This is a genomic window from Tistlia consotensis USBA 355, assembly GCF_900177295.1.
Taxonomy (GTDB): domain Bacteria; phylum Pseudomonadota; class Alphaproteobacteria; order Kiloniellales; family DSM-21159; genus Tistlia; species Tistlia consotensis.
Genome location: NZ_FWZX01000019.1, coordinates 82,228 through 106,799, shown reverse-complemented (window position 1 = coordinate 106,799; position 24,572 = coordinate 82,228). Strand labels below are relative to the sequence as shown.

Here is a 24,572-nt window from a genome sequence, read left to right as displayed (position 1 = left end):
ACTGGCGCGGTCCCGACGCCTCCGGGCGTCCGCCGATCCGGACGCCGCCCGCGCGACGTTCGGGAATCCGGACGCGGCACCGGCTACTGGTCGATGCCGTAGCGGCGCATCTTCTCCCAGAGCGTGGTCCGGGAGACGTTCAAGGCCCTGGCCGCCTCGGCGAGGCGTCCGCCGGTCGCGTCGAGCGCCCTCAGGATCTGCCGTCGCTCGGCGGCGGAGCGCACCGCGGCCAGGGAGCCGACCGGGGCGGCATCCGCCCCGCCGGCGCCGTGCTCGGGAAAGAGGTCGGCCGGGCCGACGACCTCTCCGACGCAGAGTGCCAGCGCCCGCTCGACGCGGTTCCTGAGCTCCCGGGCGTTGCCCGGCCAGTCGTGCGCCAGGAGGGCCTCCTCGACCAGCGCGCTGACGCGCCCTTCGAAGCCGCTGTCGCGCGCCTGCTCCTCGAAGAAGCGCTCGAACAGCCAGAGCACGTCGTCGGGGCGGTTGCGCAGCGGCGGGACGTCGATGGTGACGACGTTGATGCGGTAGAAGAGATCCTCGCGGAACCGGCCCTCGCTCACGCGCCGTCCGAGGCCGGCGTTCGTCGCGCAGAGCACGCGCGCCGGAAAGGCCTGCGGCCGCTCGCCGCCGAGCCGGACGAAGGAGCGCTCCTCGATCAGCCGCAGCAGCTTGCCCTGCAGCGGCAGCGGCAGCTCCCCGATCTCGTCCAGGAACAGCACGCCGCCGCCGGCGCGCTCGGCATAGCCCAGGTGCCGGGCGGTGGCCCCTGTGAAGGCGCCCTTCTCGTGGCCGAACAGCTCGCTCTCCATCAGGTCGGCCGGGATCGCCGCGCAGTTCACCGCGACGAAGGGCCTGTCGGCGGCCGGCGACCGGCGGTGCAGGAAGCGCGCGCAGACCTCCTTGCCGACGCCCGTCTCGCCCTCGAGCAGCACGGTCGCCGGGCGAGCGGCCAGCCGGCCGAGCTGCTCCTCCAGGTGGCGCATCTCCGGCGAGACGCCCAGGACCGGCAGCTCCCCGTCCGCGCGGCGGCACGCTCCGAGCCGATCTACCAGGGCGCCGGCACGGTCGATGAAGCTGCGCATGTCGAAGGGCTTGGTCAGATAGTCCGCGGCGCCGGCGCGCATCAGCGCGACCGCGTGGTCGATGTCGCCGTAGGCCGTCATGAAGAGGAAGGGGGTCGCGGCCTCGGCCCGGCTGAACGCGCGGAACACCGCCTCGCCGGTCATGTCCGGCAGGCGGATGTCGCAGATCACCAGGTCGTGCGGCAGCGCGGTCAGCCCGCTGATCGCGTCCTCGCCGGTGCGCCACCAGTCGACGGCGCAGCCCTCCAGCTCCAGGCTCTGGGCCAGCGACTCGCCCATGATCGCGTCGTCCTCGATCAGGCCGACGCGCCGACCCTCAAGCGACATGGCGCAGCTCCTCCGCCTTCTCGGGCGCGCGCTCCGGCAGGGTCAGCCCGACCCAGGCGCCCCCGGCTTCCTTGTTCCGGGCCTCCAGGCTGCCGCCTCGTTCGTCGACGAGGCGGCGCACCATCCAGAGTCCCAGTCCGGAGCGGTCCTCGACCGGCGCCCGGCTGGCCTGCGGGTTGCTCAGATAAGCGAGGGCCTTGTCCGGCAGCCCCGGCCCCTCGTCCTCCACGACCAGCCGCAGGACCCGATGGCCGGTCGTCGCCTCGAAGCCGATCCGCCCGCCTTCGGGGGTCGCCGCACAGGCGTTGAGCAGCAGGTTGAGCAGGACGTCGCGGACCGCGCCGCCCGGCAGCGCGAGCGGGCCCTCGACGCGGTTGTCCCAGTCGATCCGCAGGCGCTTGCGGCGCAGCTCCGGCTCCACCAGGACGCGCAGGTCCTCCAGGTCCTCGCGGGTCAGCGCGGCGGCGGCGCGATCGCTGCGATAGGCGACCAGCGAGGCCCGGACCACGTCGCGGATGCCGGCGAGCCCCCGGCCCAGCAGCTCGATCGAGCGCTCGCGGACCTCCTGCTTCTCGCCGTGGCGGCGCAGGGTGTCGATCGTGTTGAACAGCCCGCCGAGCGGGTTGTTGATCTCGTGGGCCATCCCCGAGGCGAGCCGACCGAGGCTGGCCAGCGTCTCCTCGCGGGCCAGCTGCTCGGACAGCATCTCCCGCTCGTTGACCGCGGAGGCCATGGCGTTGTAGCGGCGGAACAGCTGGCCGAACTCGGTCCCCGGCGCCGCCAGCTCGCGGTCCGGGATCAGCACCATGCGCCCCTGCTGCCCCTGGCTCAGGTGGTCGGACAGCACCTGCACCGGACGCATCATCCGCCGGACCGCGAGATAGCCGACCGCCGCCATCAGCAGCGTCAGGGCCAGATTGGTGAGCAGCAGCGTGGTCAGGACCTCGCGGCGCTCGGCCAGCAGGCCCGAGACGTCGAGCCGCGCGTCGATCGCGCCGACCGGCCGCGCCTGGTAGGTCAGGATCCGCCTGACCCGGGCCTCGCCCCGCCGCTCGTCGATCAGCACGTGGCCGGGCGGCAGGGCCTCGTAGCGCTCGTCGGCGATCCGCGAGCGGCTCGGGTGCCGGCGCGGGTCGCTGGCGGCGATGACCCCGCCGTCGGTATCGGTCACGATGGTCTCGACCGCGTTGAGGTCCTGGTAGAGCAGGCGGGCGCGGTCGAGGGCGTCGAACACCTCCCAGACGTCGGCGCGCAGCACGTCGGGCAGGACCGCGGAGGACAGGCCGTCGAGGTAGGTCCCCGCCAGGGCGTCCAGATGCCGCTCCTGGGTCTCGACGAGGCGCTCCAGCACGCGGTCGGTCACCAGCAGCGACACGATGACCATCAGGCCGGCGACCAGGACCGGCACCTTCACGGTCACCGGCCAGTTGCGCGGATGCGGCAGCCGGCCGGTCATCCGAGGGTCCGCACCAGCTCGGCCTTGGCGGCGATCGCCCGGTAGTCGCCGACCTCGGGCGGGCCGAAGCGGTCGAGCCGCAGCATGGCCAGGATGGCGCGGCCGTCGTCGTCGCGCTCCATCGACAGCATGGCCCGCTGCAGCGCCTCGAAGGCGTCGCCGCCCAGGGCGGAGCGCGGCGCCGCCACCGGCGGGAAGCCGAGCCATTCCGAGCGCCGGGCCACCCGCGTCCGGCCGGTCAGGGCCGGCTCGGTGCCGGTCATGACCTCCCAGACGTAGCCGTCGACGCTGCCGCTGTCGGCCAGGCCGGAAGCGACCGCGCGCACGACGTTGCGGTGGCCGTAGGTGAAGAAGCTCTGACGGAAGAAGGTCTCGGGCCGCTCGCCGCGCTCGGCGAGCAATGCGCGCGTCACCAAGTAGCCCGAGTTCGAGTTGGGATCGGAGAAGGCGTGGATGTCGCCGGCGAGATCCGCGAGGCCCTCGGCCTGCCGGCCGGCGCCGGTGATCAGGTAGGACTGGTAGAAGGGCCGCCCCTGCCAGATCGGGATGGCGAGCAGCGCCAGCTGCTGCCGGTACTCGACATAGGGATAGCCGCAGATCCAGGCGGCATCGAGCTGGTCCGACACCAGCAGCGCGGTGATCTCCTGATAGGTCCGCCGCAGCACCAGCTCGACCGGCCGCCCGGTCGAGCGGCTCAGGTAGGCCTTCAGCCGCGACAGCAGGTCGAGGTCGTTGGTCAGGAAGACCGGCGTCAGGCCGAAGCGCAACGGCCCCGCCCCGGCCAGGGCGACCGACGGCAGGGCAACAGCCACCGCCGCCCCGGCCAGCAGGCGCCGCCGCGTCATTCGATGGAAGCCGCCGGCCGACGCCGAGCCGACTCCGCGCCAGGTCCCCACCACCGTTCCTCCCGTCCCGCTTCAGACCGGCGGGTGAGCCGAAAGGTTAGGGCAAGGCCGCCTCGAGATCAAAGCCCGTCGCCGTGCGACCCCTTGCGTTTCGGGTGACAGAGGTGCCTCGCGGTCTCTAGAGTCACGGGAAACACCAAGAAGCTGACAGGGAGGACGGTGATGGCTGGGGCCGGCTCGTCACGGAAGGCGGCGGGGCTCGCCGCTTCCGCCTGCGTCGTCGCGCTGCTGCTCGGGGCCGGCGGCGCGCTCGCGCAGACCGGCTCGCCGGACGACGCACCGGCGGTCTATTCCAGCAAGGGCGCCGGCATCGCCTGCAACGAGATCGCCCAGGACATCGACCGCAAGAAGGCCGACGGCGAGCGGCGCGAGCTCGACTTCCTGCTGTTCGACGCCGCCGGCCGCGGCTGCCTGGCCGAGGCCGAGACGCTGGTCGAGGCGGGTGCCGCGATCGAGGCGCGCGACCGCTTCGGCAACACGCCGCTGCTGATCGCCGCGCGCATGGGCCACGAGGACCTCGTCGCCTACCTGCTCGGCCAGCACGCCGCCGTCGGGCAGACCAACCTCGCCGGCAGCAGCGCCCTGCTGCGCGCCGTGCTGGCCGGGCGCCGCAAGGTCGTCGAGCTGCTGCTCTCGGCCGGCGCCGACCCGAACCTCGCGAACAAGCAGGGGGTGACGCCGCTGGACGCCGCGACCTTCTCGGGCGAAGCCCGCCTGGTGAAGATCCTGCTGGCCGCCGGCGCCGATCCCCAGGCGGAGGACCGCAGCGGCAAGGCGCCGATCGTCTACGCCGCCGGGCGCGGCTTCACCCAGGTCGTCAAGATCCTGCTCGACGCCGGGGTCGATCCGAACCGGCGCTACGGCAACGACCTGACCGCGCTGATGTGGGCGGCCGGCCACGCCAACGACGCGCCCGAGGCCGAGGGGCTGGCGACCGTCGAGCTGCTGCTGGCGCGCGGCGCCAAGGTCGGGCCGCTCGACAACCGCGGCCGCAACGCCCTGATGATCGCCGCCGAGCGCGGCCATTCGCTGGCGGTCAAGGCCCTGCTCGAGGCCGGTGCCGACCCCGCGATCCGCGACGGCCAGGGCAAGACCGCCCTCGACCTCGCCGCCGACGACGCGGTCCGGCAGGCCCTCGCGCGATAGGATCGTCCGGCCTACCGCGCCGAGATGTAGGCCGCGGTCGCCGCCAGGGTCTCGTCGGAGCTGCCGGCCATGATGTTGTTCATGTCCGGGGCGTTGAGCCGCGTCTTGTCGCGGAAGGCGGTCATCGTTTGGAGCAGGTAGCTCGCCGTCTGGCCGGCCAGGCGCGGCACCCGGCTGTTGCCGTTGAAGCCGCCGAGGTGGCAGGCCGAGCACTGTCCGGCGGTATCGAACTTCAGCGCCTCGGCGGTCTGGGCGTCGCTCGGCACCTCGTGGCGGATGGTCGGCCAGGTCTGCTTCGAGAACCAGCCGGCGAGCGCCTTCATGTCGTCCTTGGACAGCTCCTCGGCGATCGGCGTCATGACCTCGCTCTTGCGCCGGCCGGCCGCGAAGTCGCGCAGCTGGACGTAGAGATAATAGAACTCCTGGCCCCAGATCACCGGCACCAGCGGACCGGTCGGCACGCCGTTCTCGCCGTGGCAGCCGGCGCAGACGGCGGCTTTCGCGGGGGCCTCCTGGGCCGCCGCGGGCGGCCCCGAGAGGACGGCGAGGCAGAGGCACAGGCAGCCGAAGAGGCGAAAGGCTGGACGCATGGGCTTCCTCATGGAATGCGGCTCGGAAGGCAGGTCACGGCCGGCCGGGGGCCGGCAAGGGAACGGGGCCGCCCACCAGGGACGGCCCCGCCCAGGATGACCCGACGCAGGCTCAATCGGCCAGCGTGAAGGCGATGATGTTGTTGCCGCGCTTGTAGTTGAGCTGCGCGTTGCCGCCCGCCGCGACGACGACGTACTGCTTGCCGTCGACGGTATAGGAGGCCGGCGGCGCGTTGACGCCGGCACCGGCCTGGAAGGCCCAGAGCTGGCTGCCGGTCTCGGCGTCGTAGGCCTTGAACTGGCCGTTGCCCTCGCCGGTGAAGACCAGGCCGCCGGCGGTCGCCAGGATGCCGCCGATCATCGGCTGCGCGGTCTTGACCTTCCAGCGGATCTTGCCGCTGTCGTAGTCGACCGCCGTGACGTTGCCCCACTGCTCCTCGGTCGGGATGACCTTGAAGGCGCCGCCGAGCCAGAGCTTGCCCTCGGGATAGGGCGTGCCCTCGACGAAGTAGTTCATCGGCTGGTGCAGGTTGATGGCGTAGACCAGCTCGAGGTCCGGGTTCACCGCCATCGGCGACCACTCGACGCCGCCGTTCGCGCCCGGCAGCATGCGCGTGCCTTCCTTGGTCGGCAGCGCCCACATGTTCTCCTGCGGCACCATGGCCTCGGAGAAGCGGATCAGGCTGCAGTCGTCGGCCTTGTGGACGTAGACGTGGCCGGTCTTGCCGCCGTGCAGCACGCCCTTGACCATCTTGCCGTCCTTGTCCTTGACCATGGTCAGGATCGGCGGGCTGACCGCGTCCAGGTCCCAGACGTCGTGGGCGATGTACTGGAAGTGGCAGACGTACTTGCCGGTGTCGAGGTCGAGCGAGACCAGGCTGTCGGTGTAGAGGTTGTCGCCGGGCCGCACCGAGCCGTCGAGGTCCGGCGAGGGGTTGCCGACGACGAAGTAGATGCGCCGGGACTCGAGGTCGACCGCCGGGTTCTGCCAGACGCCGCCGCCGAGGGTCTTGTAGGGATCGCCCATCTTGGCCAGCGCCGCCTTCTCGGCCGCGATGTCGCGGTGCATGTCGCGGCCGGTCGCGTCGTGGGTCGCCCAGACGCCGACCGAGTTCTCGGGGATCGTGTCGAAGCTCCAGAGCAGCTTGCCGGTCTCGGCGTCGTAGGCCTTGACGAAGCCGCGGATGCCGTACTCGCCGCCGTTGGTGCCGATCAGCACCTTGCCGTCGACCACGGTCGGCGCCATCGTCTCGGAATAGCCCTGCTCGGGATCGGCGACCTCGGCCTCCCAGAGCTGCTTGCCGGTCGCCGCGTCGAGCGCGACCAGCTTGGCGTCCAGGGTGCCCATGAAGACCTTGTTGCCCGAGACCGCGACGCCGCGGTTGTTCGGGCCGCAGCAGTAGGTCGTGATCGGCCCCATGTTGTGCTTGAAGTGCCACAGCTCCTCGCCGGTCTTCGCATTGAGCGCGTAGACGTGGTTGAAGGCCGTGGTCACGTACATCACGCCGTTCACGACGATCGGCGTGGTCTCCATGCTCTCCGAGACCTCGGTCTGGAAGACCCAGGCCGGCCGCAGCTTGGAGACGTTCGAGGTGTTGATCTGGCGCGCCGGATAGTAGCGCGTCTGCGCATAGTTCCCGTTGGTGTGCAGGAAGTTGTTACCGTCGCCGGCCGCCCGGCTCAGCATGTCCTGCGTGACCGTCTGCATGTCGCCGTAGAGCGTGCCCTTGTGCACCTCCTGGGCGGACGCACCCGGCCCCGAAGCGAAGACTGCAGCCACGGCTACCGCCGTGGCGACGCAAGTCGCCCAGCACAATCTCTTCATCGGTTTCCCTCCCCTTGGGCGTCGGCGCTCTGATGAGTTCTTGATGATGACGACAGGTGTCGTTGCCGAAACGCCTCTAGTATCCGTATGATAGAACGCAACCTGGAAGCGATCAACTGTCACGAGGGCCTCGCGGTCGGCCGGCGGCCCACCCGAAGTTGACAGCGGCGCTGCCGGCCCGTCGAATGCATCAGGCCCGACCAACGGGGCCGAAGGGGGAGGAGCGCACGATGCGCCAACTGCGGGGGGGCGTCCTCGCTGCCGTCCTGGCCGCCGTCCTGGCGGCGGCGCCGCTGGCCGGCGCGGCGGCTGCGAGCGGCCTGATCCTGGTCACCAACGAGGGCGACAACAGCCTGACCGTGCTGCAGCCGGACGGCACGAAGGTCGAGTCGATCCCGACCTGCGCGCGGCCGCGCGGCATCCGCTTCAGCGCCGACCGCGCGCAGTTCTTCGTGGCCTGCGGCGACGACAACCAGATCGGCATCTACGACACCGCGACGCGCAAGCTGGTCCGGCGCATCCGCGGCGTCGAGGAGCCCGAGACCTTCGCGCTGCATCCCGACGGCCGGCACCTCTACGTCTCGAACGAGGAGGATGCCGCCGCCTCGGTCTACGACATCGAGACCGGCGAGCTGGTCGCCGAGTTCGAGACCGGCGAGGAGCCCGAGGGCGTGCTGGCGACCCCCGACGGCCGCTACGTCTTCGTGACCTCAGAGGCCGCCAACATGGTCCACGTCATCGACGTCGCGGCCCAGAAGGTGAAGGCCGACCTGCTGGTCGACACCCGCCCGCGCCGCTTCGCTCTCAGCCGCGACGGCAGGCAGCTCTGGGTGACCTGCGAGCTGGCCGGCATCGCCGACATCATCGACGTCGAGACCCTGAAGCTGATCGGCGACGTCACCTTCCTGCCGCCCGGCTTCCGCAAGGACCAGGTGACGCCGGTCGACCTACTGATCACCCGCGACGGCACGACCGCCTACGTCGCGCTCGGCCGGGCCAACCACGTCGCCGTGGTCGACGTCGCGACGCGCAAGGTCCGGCAGTACGTGCTGGTCGGGTCGCGGCCCTGGGGCCTCGCGCTCAGCGGCGACGAGAAGACGCTCTACGTCGCCAACGGCCTGTCCGACGACCTCTCGATCGTCGACACCGACAGCCTGAAGGTCCGCCGCTCGGTGCCGGTCGGACGCACCCCCTACGGCATCCTGATCGATGACCGCTAGGATCCTCGCCGTCCTGCTCGCCGCCCTGCTCTGCGGGCTGCTGCCGCTCGGCGTCCAGCCTGCCCGGGCCGGCGGCAGCCTGACCTTCGGCTACGTGACCCGGGACGGCGATCCCTGGTTCGCCGAGCAGCGGCTCTACACCGGCCTCAAGCTGCGCGAGCACAGGCCCGCGGTCGAGGGCGCGAAGACGGCGCTCGCCGAGAGCCGGGTGATCGGCCGCGCCGCCGGCCTGACGTTCGGTCTCGTCGAGCGGCAGCTGCCCGCGCAGGGCGACCCCGCCGCCCTGGCCCGCGAGCTCGCCGCCGCCGGCGCCGGGATCGTCCTGCTGGACCTGCCGCGCACGCCACTGCTGGCGCTCGCCCAGGCCATGCTCGCCGAGGGCGGCCTGCCGATCAACCTGCGCCTGCGCGACGACGACCTGCGCGGCTCCGCCTGCCTGCCCGGATTGCTGCACGCCATCCCGAGCGAGGCGATGCTGAGCGACGCGCTGGCCCAGCAGCTGGCGCGCAAGGGCTGGCGCCGGGTCCTGGTGCTGGCCGGCGACCAGCCCGAGGACGCGCGCGTCCTCGGGGCGGTCGAGGGCTCGCTCGCCAAGTTCGGCCTGACCCTGGCGGCGGTCAGGCCCTTCCTGCTCGGCAACGATCCGCGCCAGCGCAGCGAGCGCAACGTCGCGCTGATGACCGCCGACGAGGACTACGACGTGGTCTGGCTGGTCGACAGCATCGGCGAGTTCGGCCGCTACGTGCCCTACGACACCTTCCTGCCGCGCCCGGTGGTCGGCTCCGAGGGGCTGGTCGCCCACGCCTGGCACTGGACCTGGGAGCGCTACGGCGCGCCGCAGCTCAACCAGCGCTTCCGTAAGATCGCCGGCCGCGCCATGGCCGACGAGGACTATGCCGCCTGGGTCGCGGTCAAGGCGCTGATCGAGGCCGCGGTGCGCACCGGCTCGACCGATCCCGGCACCCTCGCCGCCTACGTCACCTCCGACGCCGTCAACCTCGACACCTACAAGGGCGCGATCGGCTCGTTCCGGCCCTGGGACGGCCAGCTGCGCCAGCCGATCCTGCTGGCGACCCACGACGCGGTGATCGCCCGGGCGCCGCTCGACGGCTTCCTGCACCAGACCAACACGCTCGACACGCTCGGCGCCGACCGTCCGGAGACCCGCTGCAAGGCGGCGCATTGAGCCGCGGCCGGACGGCGGCCTATGGTCGGCGCCCTGCGGCGAGGGCCGCCGAGCGAAGGGAGCCGCGATGAAGACGCGCCTGACCGACTGGCTGGAGCCGCGCATCCTCGGGGCGATCGTCGCCGCGACCTCGGCGCTCTGGGTTTTCGTCGAGCTGGCCGAGGAGGTCGTCGAGGGCGACACCAAGGGCCTCGACAGGGCGATCCTGCTGGCCTTCCGGAGTCCGGCCGACCCCGCCGACCCGCTCGGCCCGCGCTGGCTCGAGGAGTTCGCCCGCGACGTCACCGGCCTCGGCAGCGTCGGCGTGCTGACCATCCTGATCCTGGCGACGCTCGGCTTCCTGCTGCTGGCGCGGCGGGCGCGCACCGCCCTCTTCGTCCTCCTCGCGACCGGCGGCGGCACGCTGGCCTCGACCCTGCTCAAGTGGGGCTTCGACCGGCCGCGGCCCGAGCTGGTGCCGCACGGCCAGTACGTCTACACCTCGAGCTTCCCGAGCGGCCACGCCATGCTCTCGGCGGTCGTCTACCTGACCCTCGGCGCCCTGGTCGCGCGCCTCGCCCGCGACCGGCGCCTCAAGCTCTACATCCTCGCCCTCGCCGTCTTCCTGGCGCTGATCATCGGGGTCAGCCGGGTCTACCTCGGCGTCCACTGGCCGAGCGACGTGCTGGCCGGCTGGGCCGCCGGCGCCGCCTGGGCGCTGGCCTGCTGGGGCGTGGCCCAGGCGCTGCGGGTGGATCGGGAGCGGCGGGAGGGGGATGGAAAGGCAGCCGCCGCCGTAGCACACCGGCCGACCATCGAGACTCCCTCTCCGCCCCGTGGGGGCGGAGAGGGCCGGGGAGAGGTGGGGGAATGAGACTTCGACGCCGGCGGGGACGGATCGGCAGGGAACGCCCCACCTCTCCCTGCCCTCTCCGCCCCCCGGGGCGGAGAGGGAAAGTGCAACCGGCCCTGCTGGCCGCCTCTTCCTGCCTCGGCTAAGCTGTCGCTGCCCCGAAGCCGCCGGCGGAACGAGCGGCGGGACAAGGGAGTACCGGATGGACTGGCGAGCGCCCGGGGCTGCGGGCGGGCAAGAGAAGTCGCGCCGATGCTGACGGTCGAGGGGCTCACGGCCGCCAACCTCGGGCCGATCGACCTGTCGCTCGGCGACCGCGAGATCCTGGCGCTGCGGGGGCCCTCGGGCGCCGGCAAGTCGCTGCTGCTGCGCGCCCTGGTCGACCTCGATCCGAGCGAGGGGCGGGTCGCGCTCGACGGCGTCGAGCGCGCGGCCTTGCCGGCGCCGGACTGGCGCCGCCGGGTCGCCTACCTGCCGGCCGAGAGCGGCTGGTGGGCCGACCGGGTCGGCGAGCACTTCGCCCGGCCCGAGGAGGCGCGCCCCGAGATCGAGGCGCTCGGCCTGCCCGGCGAGAGCCTGGACTGGGCCGTCGCGCGCCTCTCGACCGGCGAGAAGCAGCGCCTGGCCCTGGTCCGCGCCCTGCAGCAGGAGCCCAAGGTGCTGCTGCTCGACGAGCCGACCTCGGCGCTCGACCCCGAGGCGCGCGACGCCGTCGAGGCGCTGATCCGCCGGCAGCGCGAGGCCGGCCGCGCCATCCTGCTGGTCTCCCACGACCACAGCCAGGCCGAGCGCCTGGCCGACCGCGTCCTGGAGATCGAGAAGGGCCGGCTGGTCGGCCCGGCGCCGGGCGCGGCACCGGGCGCGGAGCCGCGGCGATGAACGCGAGCTACCTCTCCCTCTCCTACTGGGACGTCGGCCTCGCCGGGCTGTTCCTGGTGCTCAACGCCGGCCTGTCGATCTGGCTGCGCCTCGGCCTCGCCCGGCAGATCGCCGTCGCGGCCGGGCGCATGGTCGTGCAGCTGCTGCTGATCGGCCTGCTGCTGAAGGCGATCTTCGCGATCCAGTCGCCCTGGCTGACCGCCGGCGTCGGGCTCGCCATGATCGGCTTCGCCTCGCGCGAGGTCTGGGCGCGCCAGGAGCGCAAGCTCAGGGGGCCCTGGGGCTTCGCGCTCGGCGGCGCCGCCATGGCGCTGGCCGCGACGCTGGTCATCGTCGTCGGCCTCTCGGCGCTGATCCAGCCGCAGCCCTGGTGGTCGCCGCGCTTCGCCCTGCCGCTGTTCGGCATGATCCTGGGCAACGCCCTGACCGGCGTCAGCCTCGCCCTCGACACCCTCTCGGCGACGCTCGACCGCGAGCGCCGGGCGGTCGAGGCCCAGCTGCTGCTCGGCGCGACGCGCTGGCGGGCGCTGCGGCCGGTGACCCGCCGGGCCCTGCGCAGCGGCATGATGCCGATCATCAACTCCATGGCCGCGACCGGCGTCGTGTCCCTGCCCGGCATGATGTCGGGCCAGATCCTTTCGGGCGTCGACCCGACCGAGGCGGTCAAGTACCAGCTGCTGATCATGTTCCTGATCGGCGGCGCGACCGGCCTCGGCGTGCTGCTCGCCGTACTCGGTGGCGTGCGCCGCCTGACCGACGCCCGCCACCGCCTGCGCCTCGACCGCCTGCGCGCCGCCAGCCCGGAGGCCGGCTGAGTGACCTCGAGCCGGCGGTTGGCGATCCTTGGCCGATGCACTATGTCTCTTCGCGATGCTCCCTGAAGTCCGCGCTGTCCGGTGACCCCTTCGCACGACCACGGCCATGACCACGACCACGGCGCGCACGACCACTCGCACGTGCCCGACGTCGGCGCCGGCAACGAGAAGCGCATGGCGGTGGCCGCGGCCCTGACCGGGCTGTTCATGCTGGTCGAGGCCGGCGGCGGCCTGGTCGCCGGCTCGCTGGCCCTGCTCGCCGACGCCGGGCACATGCTGACCGACTTCGCCGCGCTGCTGCTCGCCTGGTTCGCCTTCCGCGTCGCGCGGCGCCCGGCCGACTGGAAGCGCACCTACGGCTTCGACCGCTTCTCGGTGCTGGTCGCCTTCGTCAACGGCATCGGCCTCTTCGTCATCGCCGCGGTGATCGCGGTCGAGGCGGTGCAGCGCTTCCGCAACCCCGTGCCGGTGCTCGGCGACACCATGCTGGTGATCGCGGTCGCCGGCCTGCTCGTCAACCTGCTGTCCTTCTGGGTGCTGCACGGCGCCGACAAGGACAACCTCAACGTCCGCGGCGCCGCGCTGCACGTGCTCGGCGACCTGCTCGGCTCGGTCGCCGCGATCGCCGCGGCGGTCGTCATCCTGCTGACCGGCTGGATGCCGATCGACCCGCTGCTCTCGGTGCTGGTCGTGCTGCTGATCCTGCGCAGCGCCTGGTACGTCGTGAAGGAGTCGGGCCGGATCCTGCTGGAGGCGGCCCCCCGCGGCTTCGACACCCGCGCCGTCGCCGCCGACCTGGTCGCCCTCGAGGGCATCGAGGACGTCCACCACCTGCACGCCTGGTCGATCACCGAGAAGCGCCGGATGATGACCCTGCACGCCCGCATCGAGCCCGGGTCGGACGGGGCGCGCAACCCGGAGCGCATCACCGCCGCGATCAAGGCGCGCCTGAAGGACCGCTTCGGCATCGCCCACGCGACGGTCGAGATCGAGCACGACGACTGCGCCGACGCCGGCGACTGCGGCGAGGCCACTGCGCGGCGGCAGGAGCCGGCGACGACCGCCTGAGCCCTACGACCGCCTGAGCCCTACGACCGCCTGAGCCCTACGCGGGCCGGTGGCAGACCGCCTCGACGTTGTTGCCGTCGGGGTCGAGCACGAAGGCACCGTAGTAGTCGGGATGATAGTGCGGCCTGAGGCCCGGCCCGCCGTTGTCCCTGCCGCCGGCCTCCAGGGCCGCCGCGTGGAAGGCCTCCACGACGGCGCGCAAGGGCGCCGTGAAGGCGACATGGACGCCCGTCGCCGCCGGCCCGCCCTCGCCGATCCAGAAGAAGGGCTTGCCCTCGGCGCCGAAGCCGGCGTGGCCGCCGGCGCCGGTCTGCTCGGCCGTCACCTCCATGATCAGCGCGATCCCGAGCGGCGCCAGGGCCGCGGCGTAGAAGACCTTGGAGCGCTCCAGGTCCGAGACCGCGAAACCGATGTGGTCGAGCATGGCGAGGCTCCTTCTCTGCCCGGAGCGGTCAGCCCTTCGGCGCTTCCCGCACGATCTCCGCCTTGCCGGCGTCGAGGGCGTCGGCCAGGGTCTGCAGGCGCCGCTCCAGGGTCTGGCCGGGCGGCACCGAGGTGTCGGACGGGATCAGCAGGCGCAGGTCCTTGCCGTCCCAGGACAGCGCGGTCTCGCGCAGCCCCTGCTCGGCACCGCCGCAGGTCGCGTAGGCGAGGCGCAGCGCCGCGCCCAGCGCCTCGGCACGGCGCGTCTTGTTGGGGCGCAGCAGGGCGCGCGTCGTCTCCAGGCCCTCGTCCTCGGGCTTGCCGCCGTAGCGGTGGTGCAGGGCGAGGCCCAGGAAGGCGCGCTCGTGGTGCTCGACGAACAGCTCCTGGGCCCTGAGGATGCGCAGCAGGATCTGCTCGGCGCGGTAGTCCGGATGGTAGCGCCAGCCGATGTCCGACAGCCGGCAGGCGGCGGAGCGCAGGCGGGCCGCGCTGGCGCTCTCGTTCGGGAACAGCGGCGCCGTCCAGTCGGTCAGCGCCGGCGCCAGCTGCGGGAAGCGCCCCTCGCGCGCGGCCCAGTCCTCGGCCGCCGCGAGCAGCGGGTCGAGGCCGCGCTCCGGCTCCGGCAGGCTGTCGAACAGCCAGCCCTCGCGCAGCCCGAAGGCCGAGAAGACGACCCGCTTGCTCTTGACCCGCTCCAGCACCTTCTCGAGCACCAGGGCGGCCAGCGGCAGGGTCTCCAGGCGCCGCTTCGAGACGCTGCCGATGCGCGCCAGCGATCGCTTGCCGAGCCGTCCGACCAGGCGCACCAGCTCCTCGGCCTCGCCGCGCGGGATGCCGTAGCCGTGGATCATGTGCAGGGGATAGACCGTGTGGTCCATGTGCAGCCGCGCCAGCGCGCGCCAGGCGCCGCCGACCGGATAGAGCGCGTCGGCCGGCACCTCGGCCAGCCAGGCGACCTTGTCCAGCTCCCGGGCGGCGAAGGCGAGCGCGCGCTCGCGGTCGCCGCCGCTCTCGTCGGTCAGGCGCAGCGGGCCGAGCGGCAGGGTGACGCTGTCCTGGACCTGGCCGGCCTCGAGGCGGACCAGCTCGAGCGAGCCGCCGCCGAGGTCGCCCATGACGCCGCGCGCCGAGGGCATGCCGGACATCACGCCGAGCGCCGAGAGCCGCGCCTCCTCCTGGCCCGACAGGATGGCCACCGCCCGGCCGCAGCGGCGCTCGACCTCGGCGACGAACTCGGGGCCGTTGCTCGCCTCGCGCACCGCCGCCGTCGCCAGCAGGTCGAGCCGGGCGACGCCCATCGCGCGGGCCAGGCCGGCGAAGCGCTCCAGGCTGTCGAGCGCGACCGCGACGCCCTCCTCGTTCAGCTTGCCGCTCTCGGCGAGGCCGCGGCCGAGGCCGGGCAGCACCTTCTCGTTGAACATCGGCACCGGCACGCGCTTCAGGCCGTCGAAGACGACCAGGCGGATCGAGTTCGAGCCGATGTCGACGACGCCGACGCGCAGCTCGTCCTGCGCCGCGCGCTGCTCGCGCCTCGGCAGCGGCGCGATCGCGGCAACCTGTCCGGAGACGCTGCTCATCGGCTGCGCTCAGCCCGCCTTCCGGCCGCGCCCGCCGCGCCCCGAGGCAGCGCGGCCGCGCTGCTTGTGCAGCGCGCTGCCGCGCCCGGACAGGCTCGGGTTGGTCATGAAGAAGTGCTGGGCGCTGAAGGCGTTGGCTCCCGCCTTGATGCGCACGAACTCGCCGTCCGCGCCCATCGTCCAGCTCTGCGCCTCGTCCTTGAGGTTGGCCATCATGACCTGGTCCATGACCTGCTGGTGCACCGTCTCGTTCTCGATCGGCACCAGGGTCTCGACCCGGCGGGTCAGGTTGCGCGGCATCCAGTCGGCCGAGGAGATGAAGACCTTGGCGTGGGGGCTCGGCAGGCCGCGGCCGTCGCCGAAGCAGACGATGCGGCTGTGCTCCAGGAAGCGGCCGATGATCGACTTGACCCGGATGTTGTCCGACAGGCCCTTGACCCCGGCGCGCAGGCAGCAGATGCCACGGATGATGAGGTCGACCTGCACGCCGGCCTGGGAGGCGCGGTAGAGCGCGTCGATCACCTCGCCCTCGACCAGCGAGTTGAGCTTGGCCCAGATCGCCGCCGGCCGCCCCGCCCTGGCGTGCTCGATCTCCTGGTCGATCAGGGCCAGCAGCTTCGGCTTCAGGTACATCGGCGCGATGACCAGCTTCTCCAGCTCGCCGGGATCGGCGTAGCCGGTCATGTAGTTGAAGACCCGGGCGGCGTCGTGGCAGAGCACCGGATCGGTCGTGAAGAAGCTGAGGTCCGTGTAGATCTTGGCCGTGATCGGGTGGTAGTTGCCGGTGCCGAAGTGGCAGTAGGACTTGAGGCCGCCGCCCTCGCGCCGCACGACCAGCGAGACCTTGGCGTGGGTCTTCAGGCGGATGAAGCCGTAGACGACGTGCACGCCGGCGCGCTCCAGGTTGCGCGCCCAGCGGATGTTGCGCTCCTCGTCGAAGCGGGCCTTCAGCTCGACCAGCGCGGTCACCGACTTGCCGGCCTCGGCGGCGTCGGCGAGCGCGCGCACGATCGGCGAGTCCTCGCTGGTCCGGTAGAGCGTCTGCTTGATCGCCACGACCTGCGGGTCGTCGGCGGCCTGGCGCAGGAACTGCACGACCACGTCGAAGGATTCGTAGGGGTGGTGGACGATGATGTCCTTGGCCGCGATCGCCTTGAAGCAGTCGCCGTCGTAGTCGCGGATGCGCTCCGGGAAGCGCGCGCTGTAGGGCTCGAACATCAGGTCCTGGCGGTCCGAGACGATCAGCTGCCGGGTATCCGACAGGCCGAGCAGGCCGCCGAGCACGAAGAGGTCGTCGTCCTCGACCTCCAGCTCGCGCACGACGAAGTTGCGCATCGGGTCGGGCATGTCGTCCATGGTCAGGCGGATCACCGAGCCGCGGCGCCGGCGCTTCAGCGCACTCTCGAACAGGCGGACCAGGTCCTCGGCCTCCTCCTCGATCTCGATGTCGCTGTCGCGCACCACGCGGAACATGCCGCGGCCCTGGATCTCGACCCCCGGGAACAGCCGCTGCACGAACATCTCGATGATCTGCTCGATGACCAGGAAGCGGCAGCCGCGGCCGGGCAGGCGCACGAAGCGCGTCGCCTGGGTCGGGATCGGGATCAGCCCGTTGATGAACTCGCCCTCGCTCGGCCGGTAGAGCTCGACGACCATGGCGAAGCCGAGGTTCGGCATGAAGGGAAAGGGGTGCGCCGGGTCGATGGCGATCGGCGTCAGGATCGGGAAGACCTGCTCGTCGAAGTAGGTCTCCAGCCACTTGCGCTCCTTGGCGGTCAGCTCGCCCGGCTGCAGCACCGCGATGCCGGCCTCGCGCAGGTCGTCGCGCAGCTGGCGCCAGCAGTGCTGCTGCTGGTGCATCAGCTTGGCCGCGCGGGCGTTGATCGCCGCCAGCTGCTGGGCCGGGGTCAAGCCTTCCTGGCTGATCTCGCGCACGCCGTTGCGCACCTGCGCCTTCAGGCCGGCGACGCGGACCATGTAGAACTCGTCGAGGTTGCTCGCCGAGATCGACAGGAAGCGGACCCGCTCGAGCAGCGGGTGGCGCTCGTTGTAGGCCTCCTCCATGACCCGCTCGTTGAAGGCGAGCCAGGAGATCTCGCGATTGATGAAGCGGGCCGGCGAGGTGCTGTCCGGCAGCGGCTCGCCCTGCGACGCCGCTTCGGCCGCGACCGGTTCGACGCTGGTGTCCACGACTGTTCCTCCTCGGCGCCCCGGCCCGGTCCGCACCCCGGCCTGCCGGGCGGCCGCGTAGACTAGCCATTCAAAGCTACAGTAGCGTAACAGCCGACGAAACCCAGCCGGACCGGGCGGCGCGCCGGCCACAGGGCCAGCCCGCCCGCCGCGCCCGGCAGGAAGGAGCGACCTTGCCGCCGAGCCGCCGCCTATACCTGCTGCGCCATGCCAAGTCGAGCTGGGACGACCCCGAGCAGCGCGAATTCGACCGGCCGCTGGCCAGGCGCGGCCGGCGCGCCGCCAGCGCCCTCGGCCGAGCGCTGAAGGCCCGCGGCCTGCGGCCGGACCTGGTGCTCTGCTCGACCGCGGCCCGCGCCCAGGAGACCTGGCGCCTGGTCGCCGCGGAGCTGCCGGCAGCGCCGCCCCTGCGCCTGCTGCGCAGCCTCTACCTCGCCGCCCCCTCGCGCCTGCTGGAGCGCATCCGCAGCGCGGACCCGGCGGCCGAGACGCTGCTGCTGGTCGGCCACAACCCCGGCCTGGAGAACCTCGCCACGCAGCTCGCCGGTCCCGGCTCGGCGCCCGCGGCCCTGGAGGCGCTCTCGGCCAAGTTCCCGACGGCGGGACTCGCCGTCTTCGAGCTGGACGGCCCCTGGGACGCGATCGCGCCGGGCACGGCGCGCCTCGTCGAGTTCGTCACGCCGAAGGCGCTGGGGTAGCCCCTTGGCCGAGGTCACCTCGCTCAACGCCGTGACGCTCGCGACCCGCGACATGGCGCGGGCCGTCGCCTTCTATTCGACGCTCGGCTTCCGCCTGAAGTACGGCGGCGCCGACGCGCCCTTCACCTCGTTCCACGCCGGCGCCTGCCATCTCAACCTGTTCCGCGCCGAGGGCGCGTGGTCAGGCCTCTGGGGCCGGGCGATCTTCTACGTCGACGACGTCGACGCCTTCCACGCCCAGGCGCTGGCCGCCGGGCTGAAACCGGACTTCGCGCCGCGCGACGCGCCCTGGCGCGAGCGCTACTTCCACATCACCGACCCCGACGGCCACGAGCTCTCCTTCGCCCGGCCCCTTTGACCGCTCGCCCCCTGTGACCGCTTACCCTCTGTGACCGCTCGCCCCCTGTGACCGGCCCCTACGACCACTCGGCCTGGGCGCGCAGCCAGTCGCGCACCAGCTCGGCCTGCGGGGCCAACGGCATGGCGCGCGGCCAGACGACGTAGAAGCCGGTGCCGTCGGCGAGCGCCGCCTCGAGCAGCCGCTCGACCAGGCCCTGCTCGACCAGCGGGCCGACCAGATGGCGCCAGCCGAGCGCCACGCCCTCGCCGGCGATCGCCGCCTGCACGACCAGGCCGTAGTCGTTGAGGCGCAGGCCCTCGCCGCGGTCGCTGTAGGGCTGGCCCTGGGCCGCGAACCAGTCGGCCCAGCCGGGCCTGAGGCGGAACGGCTCGTCGAGGTGGATCAAGGCGCAGCCGGCGAGCTCGGCGGCCGAGGCCGGCCGGCCGGCACGCGCCAGGAAGCGCGGCCCGGCGATCGGGAAGATGCACTCCCCGGCCAGCCGGAAGTCGTCGTAGCCCGGCCAGCCGCCTCGGCCGCGGCGCACCGCGAGGACCGAGCCGCCGCCGCCGAGCTCCAGCTCGCGGTCGCTGGTCTGGACGCGCAGGTCGACCTCGGGATGGCGCCGCCGGAAGTCGGAGAGGCGCGGCAGCAGCCAGTAGTTGGCGAAGGCCGTCGAGACCGACAGCGTGACGTGGGGCGCCCGATGCTCCAGGGCGATCCGCTCGGCCGAGGCGCGGATGTGCGCCAGCCCCAGGGTGACGTCGGCCTGGAAGCGCAGGCCGACCTCGGTCAGCGCGACGCTGCGGTGGCCGCGCCGGAACAGCGCCGTGCCGAGCGCCGCCTCGAGCTGGCGCACCGCGGCGCTGACCGCCGGCTGCGAGACGTTGAGCTCCTCGGCCGCACGCGTGAAGGAGCCGTGCCGGGCCGCCGCTTCGAAGGCCAAGAGGGCGTTGGTCGAGCCGATCAGGCGGCGCAGGCTCTGCATAAGCTGAATTTATCTGATGCCCCATTTTTTACAACGATCACGCCACCTCCTGGCAAAGCTAGACTGGCGCCCGAAACAGCCCGAAAGGAAGCCCGCCGATGGCCGAGGCAGAGGCGCCGACGACGCGCGCGGGACGCCCCCGCATCGACCGCGCGGCACGCCGGGCGGCAGCCGCGCCGGGCGGCGGCGGCACGGCCGGGACCGCCGGAGCCGGGCGGAAGATCCCCTACTTCGACCTGCTCGACGAGGCGGGCCTGCAGCGCATCGAGCGGCAGGCCAACCGGCTGCTGGAGCAGGTCGGCCTGGAGTTCCGCGACGATGCCGAGGCCCTGCGGATCTGGCGTGCCGCCGGCGCCGAGGTCGCGGGCGTCCGGGTCCGCCTGCCCGGCGGCCTGGCGCGGCGGCTCTGCGCGCTGGCGCCGGAGCGCTTCGTGCAGCACGCCCGCAACCCGGCGCGCTCGGTCACGATCGGCGGGCCGAACACGGTCTTCGCGCCGGCCTACGGCTCGCCCTTCGTGCGCTGCCTGGAGCAGGGCCGGCGCTACGGCACCCTCGCCGACTTCGAGAACTTCGTGAAGCTGGCCTGGCGCCTGCCCTGGCTGCACCACTCCGGCGGCACGGTCTGCGAGCCCTGCGACCAGCCGGTCAACAAGCGCCACCTGGACATGCTCTATGCCCACCTGCGCTGGTCGGACAAGCCGTTCCTCGGCTCGATCACCGCGCTGGAGCGCGCCGAGGACACGATCGAGATGGCCCGCCTCGCCTTCGGCGCCGGCTTCCTCGAGGCGCACTGCGTCGTTTTGGGCAACGTCAACGTCAACTCGCCGCTGATGTACGACAAGGTCGCGACCGAGGCGATGCGGGTCTACGCGGCGGCCAACCAGGGCATCCTGGTCGTGCCCTTCATCCTGGGCGGCGCCATGGGCCCGGTGACCACGGCCGGCGCCCTGGCGCAGGCCCTGGCCGAGGCGATGGCCGGCGTCGCCTTCTGCCAGGCGGTGCGGCCCGGGGCGCCGGTCGTGCTCGGCAGCTTCCTGTCCTCGATGAGCCTGCGCTCGGGCGCGCCGACCTTCGGCATGCCCGAGCCGGTGCTGTCCAACTACGCGGTCGGCCAGCTGGCCCGCCGCCTGCGCCTGCCGCTGCGCTGCGGCGGCGCGCTGACCGCCTCGAAGATACCGGACGCCCAGGCCGCCTACGAGAGCGCCGACTCCCTGCACTCGACCGTGCTCGGCGGCGCCAACTACGTGCTGCACGCCGCCGGCTGGCTCGAGTCCGGCCTGACCATGGGCTACGAGAAGCTGGTGCTCGACGCCGACCGGCTCGGCGCCATGCAGGTGCTGCTCAAGGGCTTTCCGACCGACGACAACGGCCTCGCCGTCGAGGCCTACGACGAGGTCGCTCCCGGCGGCCACTTCCTCGGCTGCAGCCACACCCTGGCGAACTACGAGACCGCCTTCTACGACGCCCGCCTCTCGGATTCGGAGAGCGTCGAGCAGTGGGAGGAGCAGGGCTCGAAGGACGCCGCAACCCGCGCCCTGGCGCGCTGGAAGGCGCTGCTCGCCGACTACGAGCCGCCGCCGATCGACCCGGGGGTCGACGAGGCGCTGCGCGACTTCGTGGCGCGCCGCAAGGCCGCCGTGCCCGACGCCTGGCACTGACCGGGAGGCAAGGGCGATGCGCATCACCGGCCTCAGGGCGACACCGGTCAACCTGCCGCTCGAGGCGCCGCTCTGGTGGACCGGCGGCCACTATCCCGGCACCTCCAAGACCATCGTCGAGGTCGAGACCGACCAGGGCCTGGTCGGGCTCGGCGAGGCGCCCTCGGTCGACGTCGTGCGCGCGATCGAGGCGCTCGGCGAGCGCCTGGTCGCGGCGCGCGCCGACCCGCTCGACATCGCCGGCTGCGAGGCGCTCTGCCTGCCGCCCTGGCAGATCGTCCAGAACACCGACGACGCCTCGGCGGTGAAGGCCTTCGGCGCCGTCGAGATCGCGCTCTGGGACCTGCGCGGCAAGGCCTGGGGCCAGCCGCTCTACAAGCTGCTCGGCGGCGCCGTGCGCAAGGCGATCCCCTTCACCGAGTACTTCGGCTTCCGCGCCGAGCGGGACGGCCGCGGCGGCGAGACGACCCCGGAGGCGGTGGTCGACTACTGCCTGGCGATGCGCGAGGCGCACGGCTCCAGCCTCTTCGAAGGCAAGCTGATCCTCGGCGACCCGCTGCTGGAGATCCGCACGGTCCGGCTGCTGCGCGAGGCGCTCGGCCCCGGGGCCGTGATCCGGCTCGATTCCAACATGCAGTGGTCGCTCTCGACGGCGCGGCGCGTGCTGCGCGAGATCGAGCCCTACGACATCCGAAACTACGAGGACCCGGTCGCGACCTTCGAGGAGATGAAGGCGCTGCGCCAGCACTCGGCGATCCCCTTCTCCAGCCACGTCCCGGACCTGAGGCGCGCCGTCGCGCTCGGCGTGCCCGACACGATCGTCACCAACTTCGCCGTGCTCGGCGGCATCGCCCGGGCGGTGCGCTTCATCGGCGCCTGCGAGGCGATGGGCGTCGGCTTCTGGTGCTATTCCGGCGACTCCGGCATCGCGACCGCCGCCTACCTGCACATGGTCGCGGCGCAGCCCTGGATCACCGAGCCCAGCCAGTCGCTGTTCCGCTGGCAGGTCGCGGACGTGATCGAGGGCGGGCCGTTCCGCCAGCGGGACGACGTCGTCGCCGTGCCCGAGGGAGCCGGCCTGGGCGTCGACCTTGACCGCGAGGCCCTGGCGCGCTGGCATGGCCACCTGGTCGAGCACGGCCCGCTCGACCACTTCCACGACCCCCTCGCGCCCGGCCGCTTCCGGCGCCTGCCCCTCCACTGATCAGCCCGACCGGGAGCCGCCCCGACCCATGACCTCGAAAGATCCCCTGCTCCAGCCGTTCCGGCTCAAGCACCTGACGCTGCGCAACCGCATCGTCAGCACCAGCCACGAGCCGGCCTACACCGAGGACGGCCTGCCCAAGCAGCGCTACCGCGCCTACCACGAGGAGAAGGCGAAGGGCGGCATCGCCCTGACCATGATCGGCGGCTCCTCGATCGTCGGGCGCGACAGCCCCGCGGCCTTCGGCAACATCCGGGTCTGGGACGACGCCGTGGTGCCCTGGTTCGCCGAGCTCAGCGAGGCGGTGCACCGCCACGGCGCCGCGGTGATGTGCCAGATCACCCACCTCGGCCGGCGCACCGGCTGGAACACCGGCGACTGGCTGCCGGTCGTCGCGCCCTCCCCGCTCCGCGAGCCGGCGCACCGCGCCTTCCCGAAGGAGGCCGAGGACTGGGATCTGGCGCGCATCGTCGCGCAGTACGCCGCGGCCGCCCGGCGCTGCCGCGACGGCGGCCTCGACGGCATCGAGATCGAGGCCTACGGTCACCTGCTCGACGGCTTCTGGTCGCCGGCGACCAACAAGCGGAGCGACGCGTACGGCGGCAGCCGCGAGAACCGCCTGCGCTTCACCCGAGAGGTGCTGGCGGCGATCCGCGCCGAGGTCGGCTCCGGCTTCGTCGTCGGCATCCGCCTGGTGGTCGACGAGGCCTGGCAGGAAGAGGCCGGACCGGTCGGCTTCGGCGCCGACGAGGGCCTGGCGATCGCCAGAGCCCTGGCCGGCGACCGCACCCTCGACTTCTTCAGCGTGATCCGCGGCCACATCGAGAGCGACGAGGCGCTCTCCCACGTCATCCCGATCATGGGCACGCCGGCCGCCCCGCACCTCGCGGCGGCCAGCCGGATCAAGGCCGAGCTCGGCCTGCCGGTGATGCATGCCGCGCGCATCGCCGACGTCGCCACGGCGCGCCACGCCGTCGCCGAGGGCCACCTGGACCTGGTCGGCATGACCCGCGCCCACCTCGCCGACCCGCACATCGCCGCCAGGGTCGCGCGCGGCGAGGAGGACCGCATCCGGCCCTGCGTCGGCGCCGCCTACTGCATCGACCGGATCTACGAGAACGGCGAAGCGCTCTGCATCCACAACGCCGCCACCGGCCGCGAGCTGACCATGCCGCAGGTCGTCGAGCGCAGCGCCGGACCTCGGCAGAAGGTGGTCGTGGTCGGCGCGGGCGCCGCCGGCCTGGAAGCCGCGCGCGTCTCGGCCGAGCGCGGCCACGAGGTCGTGGTCTTCGAGGCCGGCGACCGGGCCGGCGGCCAGATCGTCCTGGCCGCGGCGCTGCAGCGCCGGCGCGAGCTGCTCGGCATCGTCGACTGGCGTCTCGCCGAGCTGGAGCGGCTCGGCGTGCCGCTGCACTTCAACCGCTACGCCGAGGCCGGCGACGTGCTGGCCGAGCGACCCGACCTCGTGGTCGTCGCGACCGGCGGCCTGCCCAACACCGGCTTCCTCAAGGAGGGCGAGGAGCTGGTCACGACGAGCTGGGACCTGCTCTCCGGCGCCGCGAAGCCGGGCGAGTCGGTCCTGCTGTTCGACGACAACGGCGGCCACCCGGGCCTGACCGCGGCCGAGGCGCTCTGCGAGGCCGGCGCGCGCCTGGAGCTCGTCACGCCCGAGCGGATCCTGGCGCCCGACGTCGGCGGCATGAACTATCCCGCCTACCTCGCCGCCTTCCAGAAGGCCGACGCCACGATCACCCTCGGGCGCCGCCTGAAGTCGGTGCGCCGCGACGGCAACGCCCTGACCGCCCTGCTGTGGAGCGACTACAGCCGCGACCTCGTCGAGCGCCGGGTCGACCAGGTCGTGGTCGAGCACGGCACCCTGCCGCTCGACGAGCTCTACTTCGCCCTCAAGCCGCTCTCCGCCAACCGCGGCGAGGTCGACCAGGAGGCCCTGCTCGCGGGCCGGCCGCAGACCCTGGTCCGCAATCCCGAGGGCGCCTTCCGCCTGTTCCGCATCGGCGACGCCGTCTCCTGCCGCAACATCCACGCCGCGATCTACGACGCGCTGAGGCTGGCCAAGGACTTCTGAGGCCCCTCCGGAGTCCCCTCTCCGCCCCCGGGGGGCGGAGAGGGCAGGGAGAGGTGGGGGATTGTGAGCGGTACGGC

Annotated in this window: 21 protein-coding genes; 12 read left to right on the top strand and 9 right to left on the bottom strand. The window is 72.7% G+C overall.

Translation table 11 applies throughout. The features are described from left to right. Positions 1-83: 83 nt before the first annotated feature. Genes B9O00_RS20540 through B9O00_RS20530 form a run of 3 tightly spaced genes read right to left on the bottom strand, consistent with a single transcriptional unit; the run spans position 84 to position 3,710 of the window. Entirely contained in the window at positions 84-1,409 is a 1,326-nt protein-coding gene (locus tag B9O00_RS20540; RefSeq protein WP_085124602.1) for a sigma-54-dependent transcriptional regulator, read from the bottom strand. After that, on the bottom strand, positions 1,399-2,865 hold the full coding sequence (locus B9O00_RS20535; protein ID WP_085124601.1) for a sensor histidine kinase: 1,467 nt from the start codon (positions 2,863-2,865) through the stop codon (positions 1,399-1,401). The genes B9O00_RS20540 and B9O00_RS20535 overlap by 11 nt, the downstream gene beginning before the upstream one ends. After that, entirely contained in the window at positions 2,862-3,710 is an 849-nt protein-coding gene (locus tag B9O00_RS20530) for a substrate-binding domain-containing protein (protein ID WP_085124600.1), read from the bottom strand. Before B9O00_RS20530 ends, B9O00_RS20535 begins: the two co-directional genes overlap by 4 nt. Positions 3,711-3,932: 222 nt before the next feature. Between B9O00_RS20530 and B9O00_RS20525 the strand changes: the two genes are divergently transcribed. After that, the gene (locus B9O00_RS20525; protein ID WP_085124599.1) at positions 3,933-4,916 is read left to right on the top strand and encodes an ankyrin repeat domain-containing protein; all 984 of its coding nucleotides are present in this window, start codon (positions 3,933-3,935) and stop codon (positions 4,914-4,916) included. Positions 4,917-4,927: 11 nt separating this feature from the next. Here the strand turns inward: B9O00_RS20525 and B9O00_RS20520 are convergent, their stop codons facing one another. Together B9O00_RS20520 and B9O00_RS20515 are read right to left on the bottom strand one after the other, a co-directional pair. Further along, the gene (locus B9O00_RS20520) at positions 4,928-5,506 is read right to left on the bottom strand and encodes a c-type cytochrome (RefSeq protein WP_085124598.1); all 579 of its coding nucleotides are present in this window, start codon (positions 5,504-5,506) and stop codon (positions 4,928-4,930) included. Positions 5,507-5,618: 112 nt separating this feature from the next. Continuing rightward, positions 5,619-7,286, bottom strand: a complete 1,668-nt coding sequence (locus B9O00_RS20515; protein WP_200808600.1) for a pyrroloquinoline quinone-dependent dehydrogenase — start codon at positions 7,284-7,286, stop codon at positions 5,619-5,621. 275 nt (positions 7,287-7,561) lie between these two features. On the opposite strand from B9O00_RS20515, the gene B9O00_RS20510 reads away from it, so the two are divergent. The 6 genes from B9O00_RS20510 to B9O00_RS20485 all read left to right on the top strand — a co-directional run bounded on the left by B9O00_RS20510 (position 7,562) and on the right by B9O00_RS20485 (position 13,331). Next, a complete protein-coding gene (locus B9O00_RS20510) occupies positions 7,562-8,551 on the top strand; it encodes a PQQ-dependent catabolism-associated beta-propeller protein (RefSeq protein WP_085124596.1) in 990 nt (329 codons plus the stop codon). Beyond that, positions 8,541-9,737: a type 1 periplasmic-binding domain-containing protein gene (locus B9O00_RS20505; RefSeq protein WP_085124595.1), complete on the top strand. Its 1,197-nt coding sequence runs from the start codon at positions 8,541-8,543 to the stop codon at positions 9,735-9,737. Before B9O00_RS20510 ends, B9O00_RS20505 begins: the two co-directional genes overlap by 11 nt. Positions 9,738-9,804: 67 nt before the next feature. After that, positions 9,805-10,590: a phosphatase PAP2 family protein gene (locus tag B9O00_RS20500; RefSeq protein ID WP_085124594.1), complete on the top strand. Its 786-nt coding sequence runs from the start codon at positions 9,805-9,807 to the stop codon at positions 10,588-10,590. Between the two features lie 231 nt (positions 10,591-10,821). Further along, on the top strand, positions 10,822-11,448 hold the full coding sequence (locus B9O00_RS20495; RefSeq protein WP_085124593.1) for an ABC transporter ATP-binding protein: 627 nt from the start codon (positions 10,822-10,824) through the stop codon (positions 11,446-11,448). After that, positions 11,445-12,263 carry an ABC transporter permease gene (locus tag B9O00_RS20490; protein ID WP_085124592.1) on the top strand — a complete coding sequence of 273 codons (819 nt, stop codon included), beginning with the start codon at positions 11,445-11,447 and terminating at the stop codon, positions 12,261-12,263. Before B9O00_RS20495 ends, B9O00_RS20490 begins: the two co-directional genes overlap by 4 nt. A gap of 81 nt (positions 12,264-12,344) precedes the next feature. Beyond that, positions 12,345-13,331: a cation diffusion facilitator family transporter gene (locus tag B9O00_RS20485; protein ID WP_235017160.1), complete on the top strand. Its 987-nt coding sequence runs from the start codon at positions 12,345-12,347 to the stop codon at positions 13,329-13,331. Between the two features lie 37 nt (positions 13,332-13,368). Here B9O00_RS20485 and B9O00_RS20480 read toward each other — a convergent pair whose 3' ends face one another. Genes B9O00_RS20480 through B9O00_RS20470 form a run of 3 tightly spaced genes read right to left on the bottom strand, consistent with a single transcriptional unit; the run spans position 13,369 to position 17,524 of the window. Continuing rightward, the gene (locus B9O00_RS20480; protein WP_085124591.1) at positions 13,369-13,755 is read right to left on the bottom strand and encodes a VOC family protein; all 387 of its coding nucleotides are present in this window, start codon (positions 13,753-13,755) and stop codon (positions 13,369-13,371) included. A gap of 28 nt (positions 13,756-13,783) precedes the next feature. Continuing rightward, on the bottom strand, positions 13,784-15,334 hold the full coding sequence (locus B9O00_RS20475; protein ID WP_085124590.1) for a Ppx/GppA family phosphatase: 1,551 nt from the start codon (positions 15,332-15,334) through the stop codon (positions 13,784-13,786). Between the two features lie 9 nt (positions 15,335-15,343). After that, entirely contained in the window at positions 15,344-17,524 is a 2,181-nt protein-coding gene (locus B9O00_RS20470; protein WP_200808599.1) for an RNA degradosome polyphosphate kinase, read from the bottom strand. Positions 17,525-17,697: 173 nt separating this feature from the next. Between B9O00_RS20470 and B9O00_RS20465 the strand changes: the two genes are divergently transcribed. Beyond that, the gene (locus tag B9O00_RS20465; protein ID WP_085124588.1) at positions 17,698-18,222 is read left to right on the top strand and encodes a SixA phosphatase family protein; all 525 of its coding nucleotides are present in this window, start codon (positions 17,698-17,700) and stop codon (positions 18,220-18,222) included. A 4-nt stretch (positions 18,223-18,226) separates the two neighbouring features. Further along, a complete protein-coding gene (locus B9O00_RS20460; RefSeq protein WP_200808598.1) occupies positions 18,227-18,580 on the top strand; it encodes a VOC family protein in 354 nt (117 codons plus the stop codon). Between the two features lie 58 nt (positions 18,581-18,638). Here the strand turns inward: B9O00_RS20460 and B9O00_RS20455 are convergent, their stop codons facing one another. After that, on the bottom strand, positions 18,639-19,547 hold the full coding sequence (locus B9O00_RS20455) for a LysR substrate-binding domain-containing protein (protein WP_085124587.1): 909 nt from the start codon (positions 19,545-19,547) through the stop codon (positions 18,639-18,641). 98 nt (positions 19,548-19,645) lie between these two features. Here B9O00_RS20455 and B9O00_RS20450 point away from each other — a divergent pair, with 98 nt between their 5' ends. Genes B9O00_RS20450 through B9O00_RS20440 form a run of 3 tightly spaced genes read left to right on the top strand, consistent with a single transcriptional unit; the run spans position 19,646 to position 24,495 of the window. Then, positions 19,646-21,205 carry a trimethylamine methyltransferase family protein gene (locus tag B9O00_RS20450; RefSeq protein WP_085124586.1) on the top strand — a complete coding sequence of 520 codons (1,560 nt, stop codon included), beginning with the start codon at positions 19,646-19,648 and terminating at the stop codon, positions 21,203-21,205. A gap of 16 nt (positions 21,206-21,221) precedes the next feature. Beyond that, complete coding sequence (locus tag B9O00_RS20445) at positions 21,222-22,409, top strand: mandelate racemase/muconate lactonizing enzyme family protein (protein WP_085124585.1); 1,188 nt, start codon at positions 21,222-21,224, stop codon at positions 22,407-22,409. 28 nt (positions 22,410-22,437) lie between these two features. Beyond that, positions 22,438-24,495 carry an oxidoreductase gene (locus B9O00_RS20440; protein ID WP_085124584.1) on the top strand — a complete coding sequence of 686 codons (2,058 nt, stop codon included), beginning with the start codon at positions 22,438-22,440 and terminating at the stop codon, positions 24,493-24,495. Positions 24,496-24,572 lie beyond the last annotated feature (77 nt).

Bases quoted from the DNA above. Each gene is read 5' to 3' on its own strand.
- B9O00_RS20540 (WP_085124602.1), bottom strand. From the start codon at position 1,409: ATGTCGCTTGAGGGTCGGCGCGTCGGCCTGATCGAGGACGACGCGATC.
- B9O00_RS20535 (WP_085124601.1), bottom strand. From the start codon at position 2,865: ATGACCGGCCGGCTGCCGCATCCGCGCAACTGGCCGGTGACCGTGAAG.
- B9O00_RS20530 (WP_085124600.1), bottom strand. From the start codon at position 3,710: ATGACGCGGCGGCGCCTGCTGGCCGGGGCGGCGGTGGCTGTTGCCCTG.
- B9O00_RS20525 (WP_085124599.1), top strand. From the start codon at position 3,933: ATGGCTGGGGCCGGCTCGTCACGGAAGGCGGCGGGGCTCGCCGCTTCC.
- B9O00_RS20520 (WP_085124598.1), bottom strand. From the start codon at position 5,506: ATGCGTCCAGCCTTTCGCCTCTTCGGCTGCCTGTGCCTCTGCCTCGCC.
- B9O00_RS20510 (WP_085124596.1), top strand. From the start codon at position 7,562: ATGCGCCAACTGCGGGGGGGCGTCCTCGCTGCCGTCCTGGCCGCCGTC.
- B9O00_RS20505 (WP_085124595.1), top strand. From the start codon at position 8,541: ATGACCGCTAGGATCCTCGCCGTCCTGCTCGCCGCCCTGCTCTGCGGG.
- B9O00_RS20500 (WP_085124594.1), top strand. From the start codon at position 9,805: ATGAAGACGCGCCTGACCGACTGGCTGGAGCCGCGCATCCTCGGGGCG.
- B9O00_RS20495 (WP_085124593.1), top strand. From the start codon at position 10,822: ATGCTGACGGTCGAGGGGCTCACGGCCGCCAACCTCGGGCCGATCGAC.
- B9O00_RS20490 (WP_085124592.1), top strand. From the start codon at position 11,445: ATGAACGCGAGCTACCTCTCCCTCTCCTACTGGGACGTCGGCCTCGCC.
- B9O00_RS20480 (WP_085124591.1), bottom strand. From the start codon at position 13,755: ATGCTCGACCACATCGGTTTCGCGGTCTCGGACCTGGAGCGCTCCAAG.
- B9O00_RS20475 (WP_085124590.1), bottom strand. From the start codon at position 15,334: ATGAGCAGCGTCTCCGGACAGGTTGCCGCGATCGCGCCGCTGCCGAGG.
- B9O00_RS20455 (WP_085124587.1), bottom strand. From the start codon at position 19,547: ATGCAGAGCCTGCGCCGCCTGATCGGCTCGACCAACGCCCTCTTGGCC.
- B9O00_RS20450 (WP_085124586.1), top strand. From the start codon at position 19,646: ATGGCCGAGGCAGAGGCGCCGACGACGCGCGCGGGACGCCCCCGCATC.
- B9O00_RS20445 (WP_085124585.1), top strand. From the start codon at position 21,222: ATGCGCATCACCGGCCTCAGGGCGACACCGGTCAACCTGCCGCTCGAG.
- B9O00_RS20440 (WP_085124584.1), top strand. From the start codon at position 22,438: ATGACCTCGAAAGATCCCCTGCTCCAGCCGTTCCGGCTCAAGCACCTG.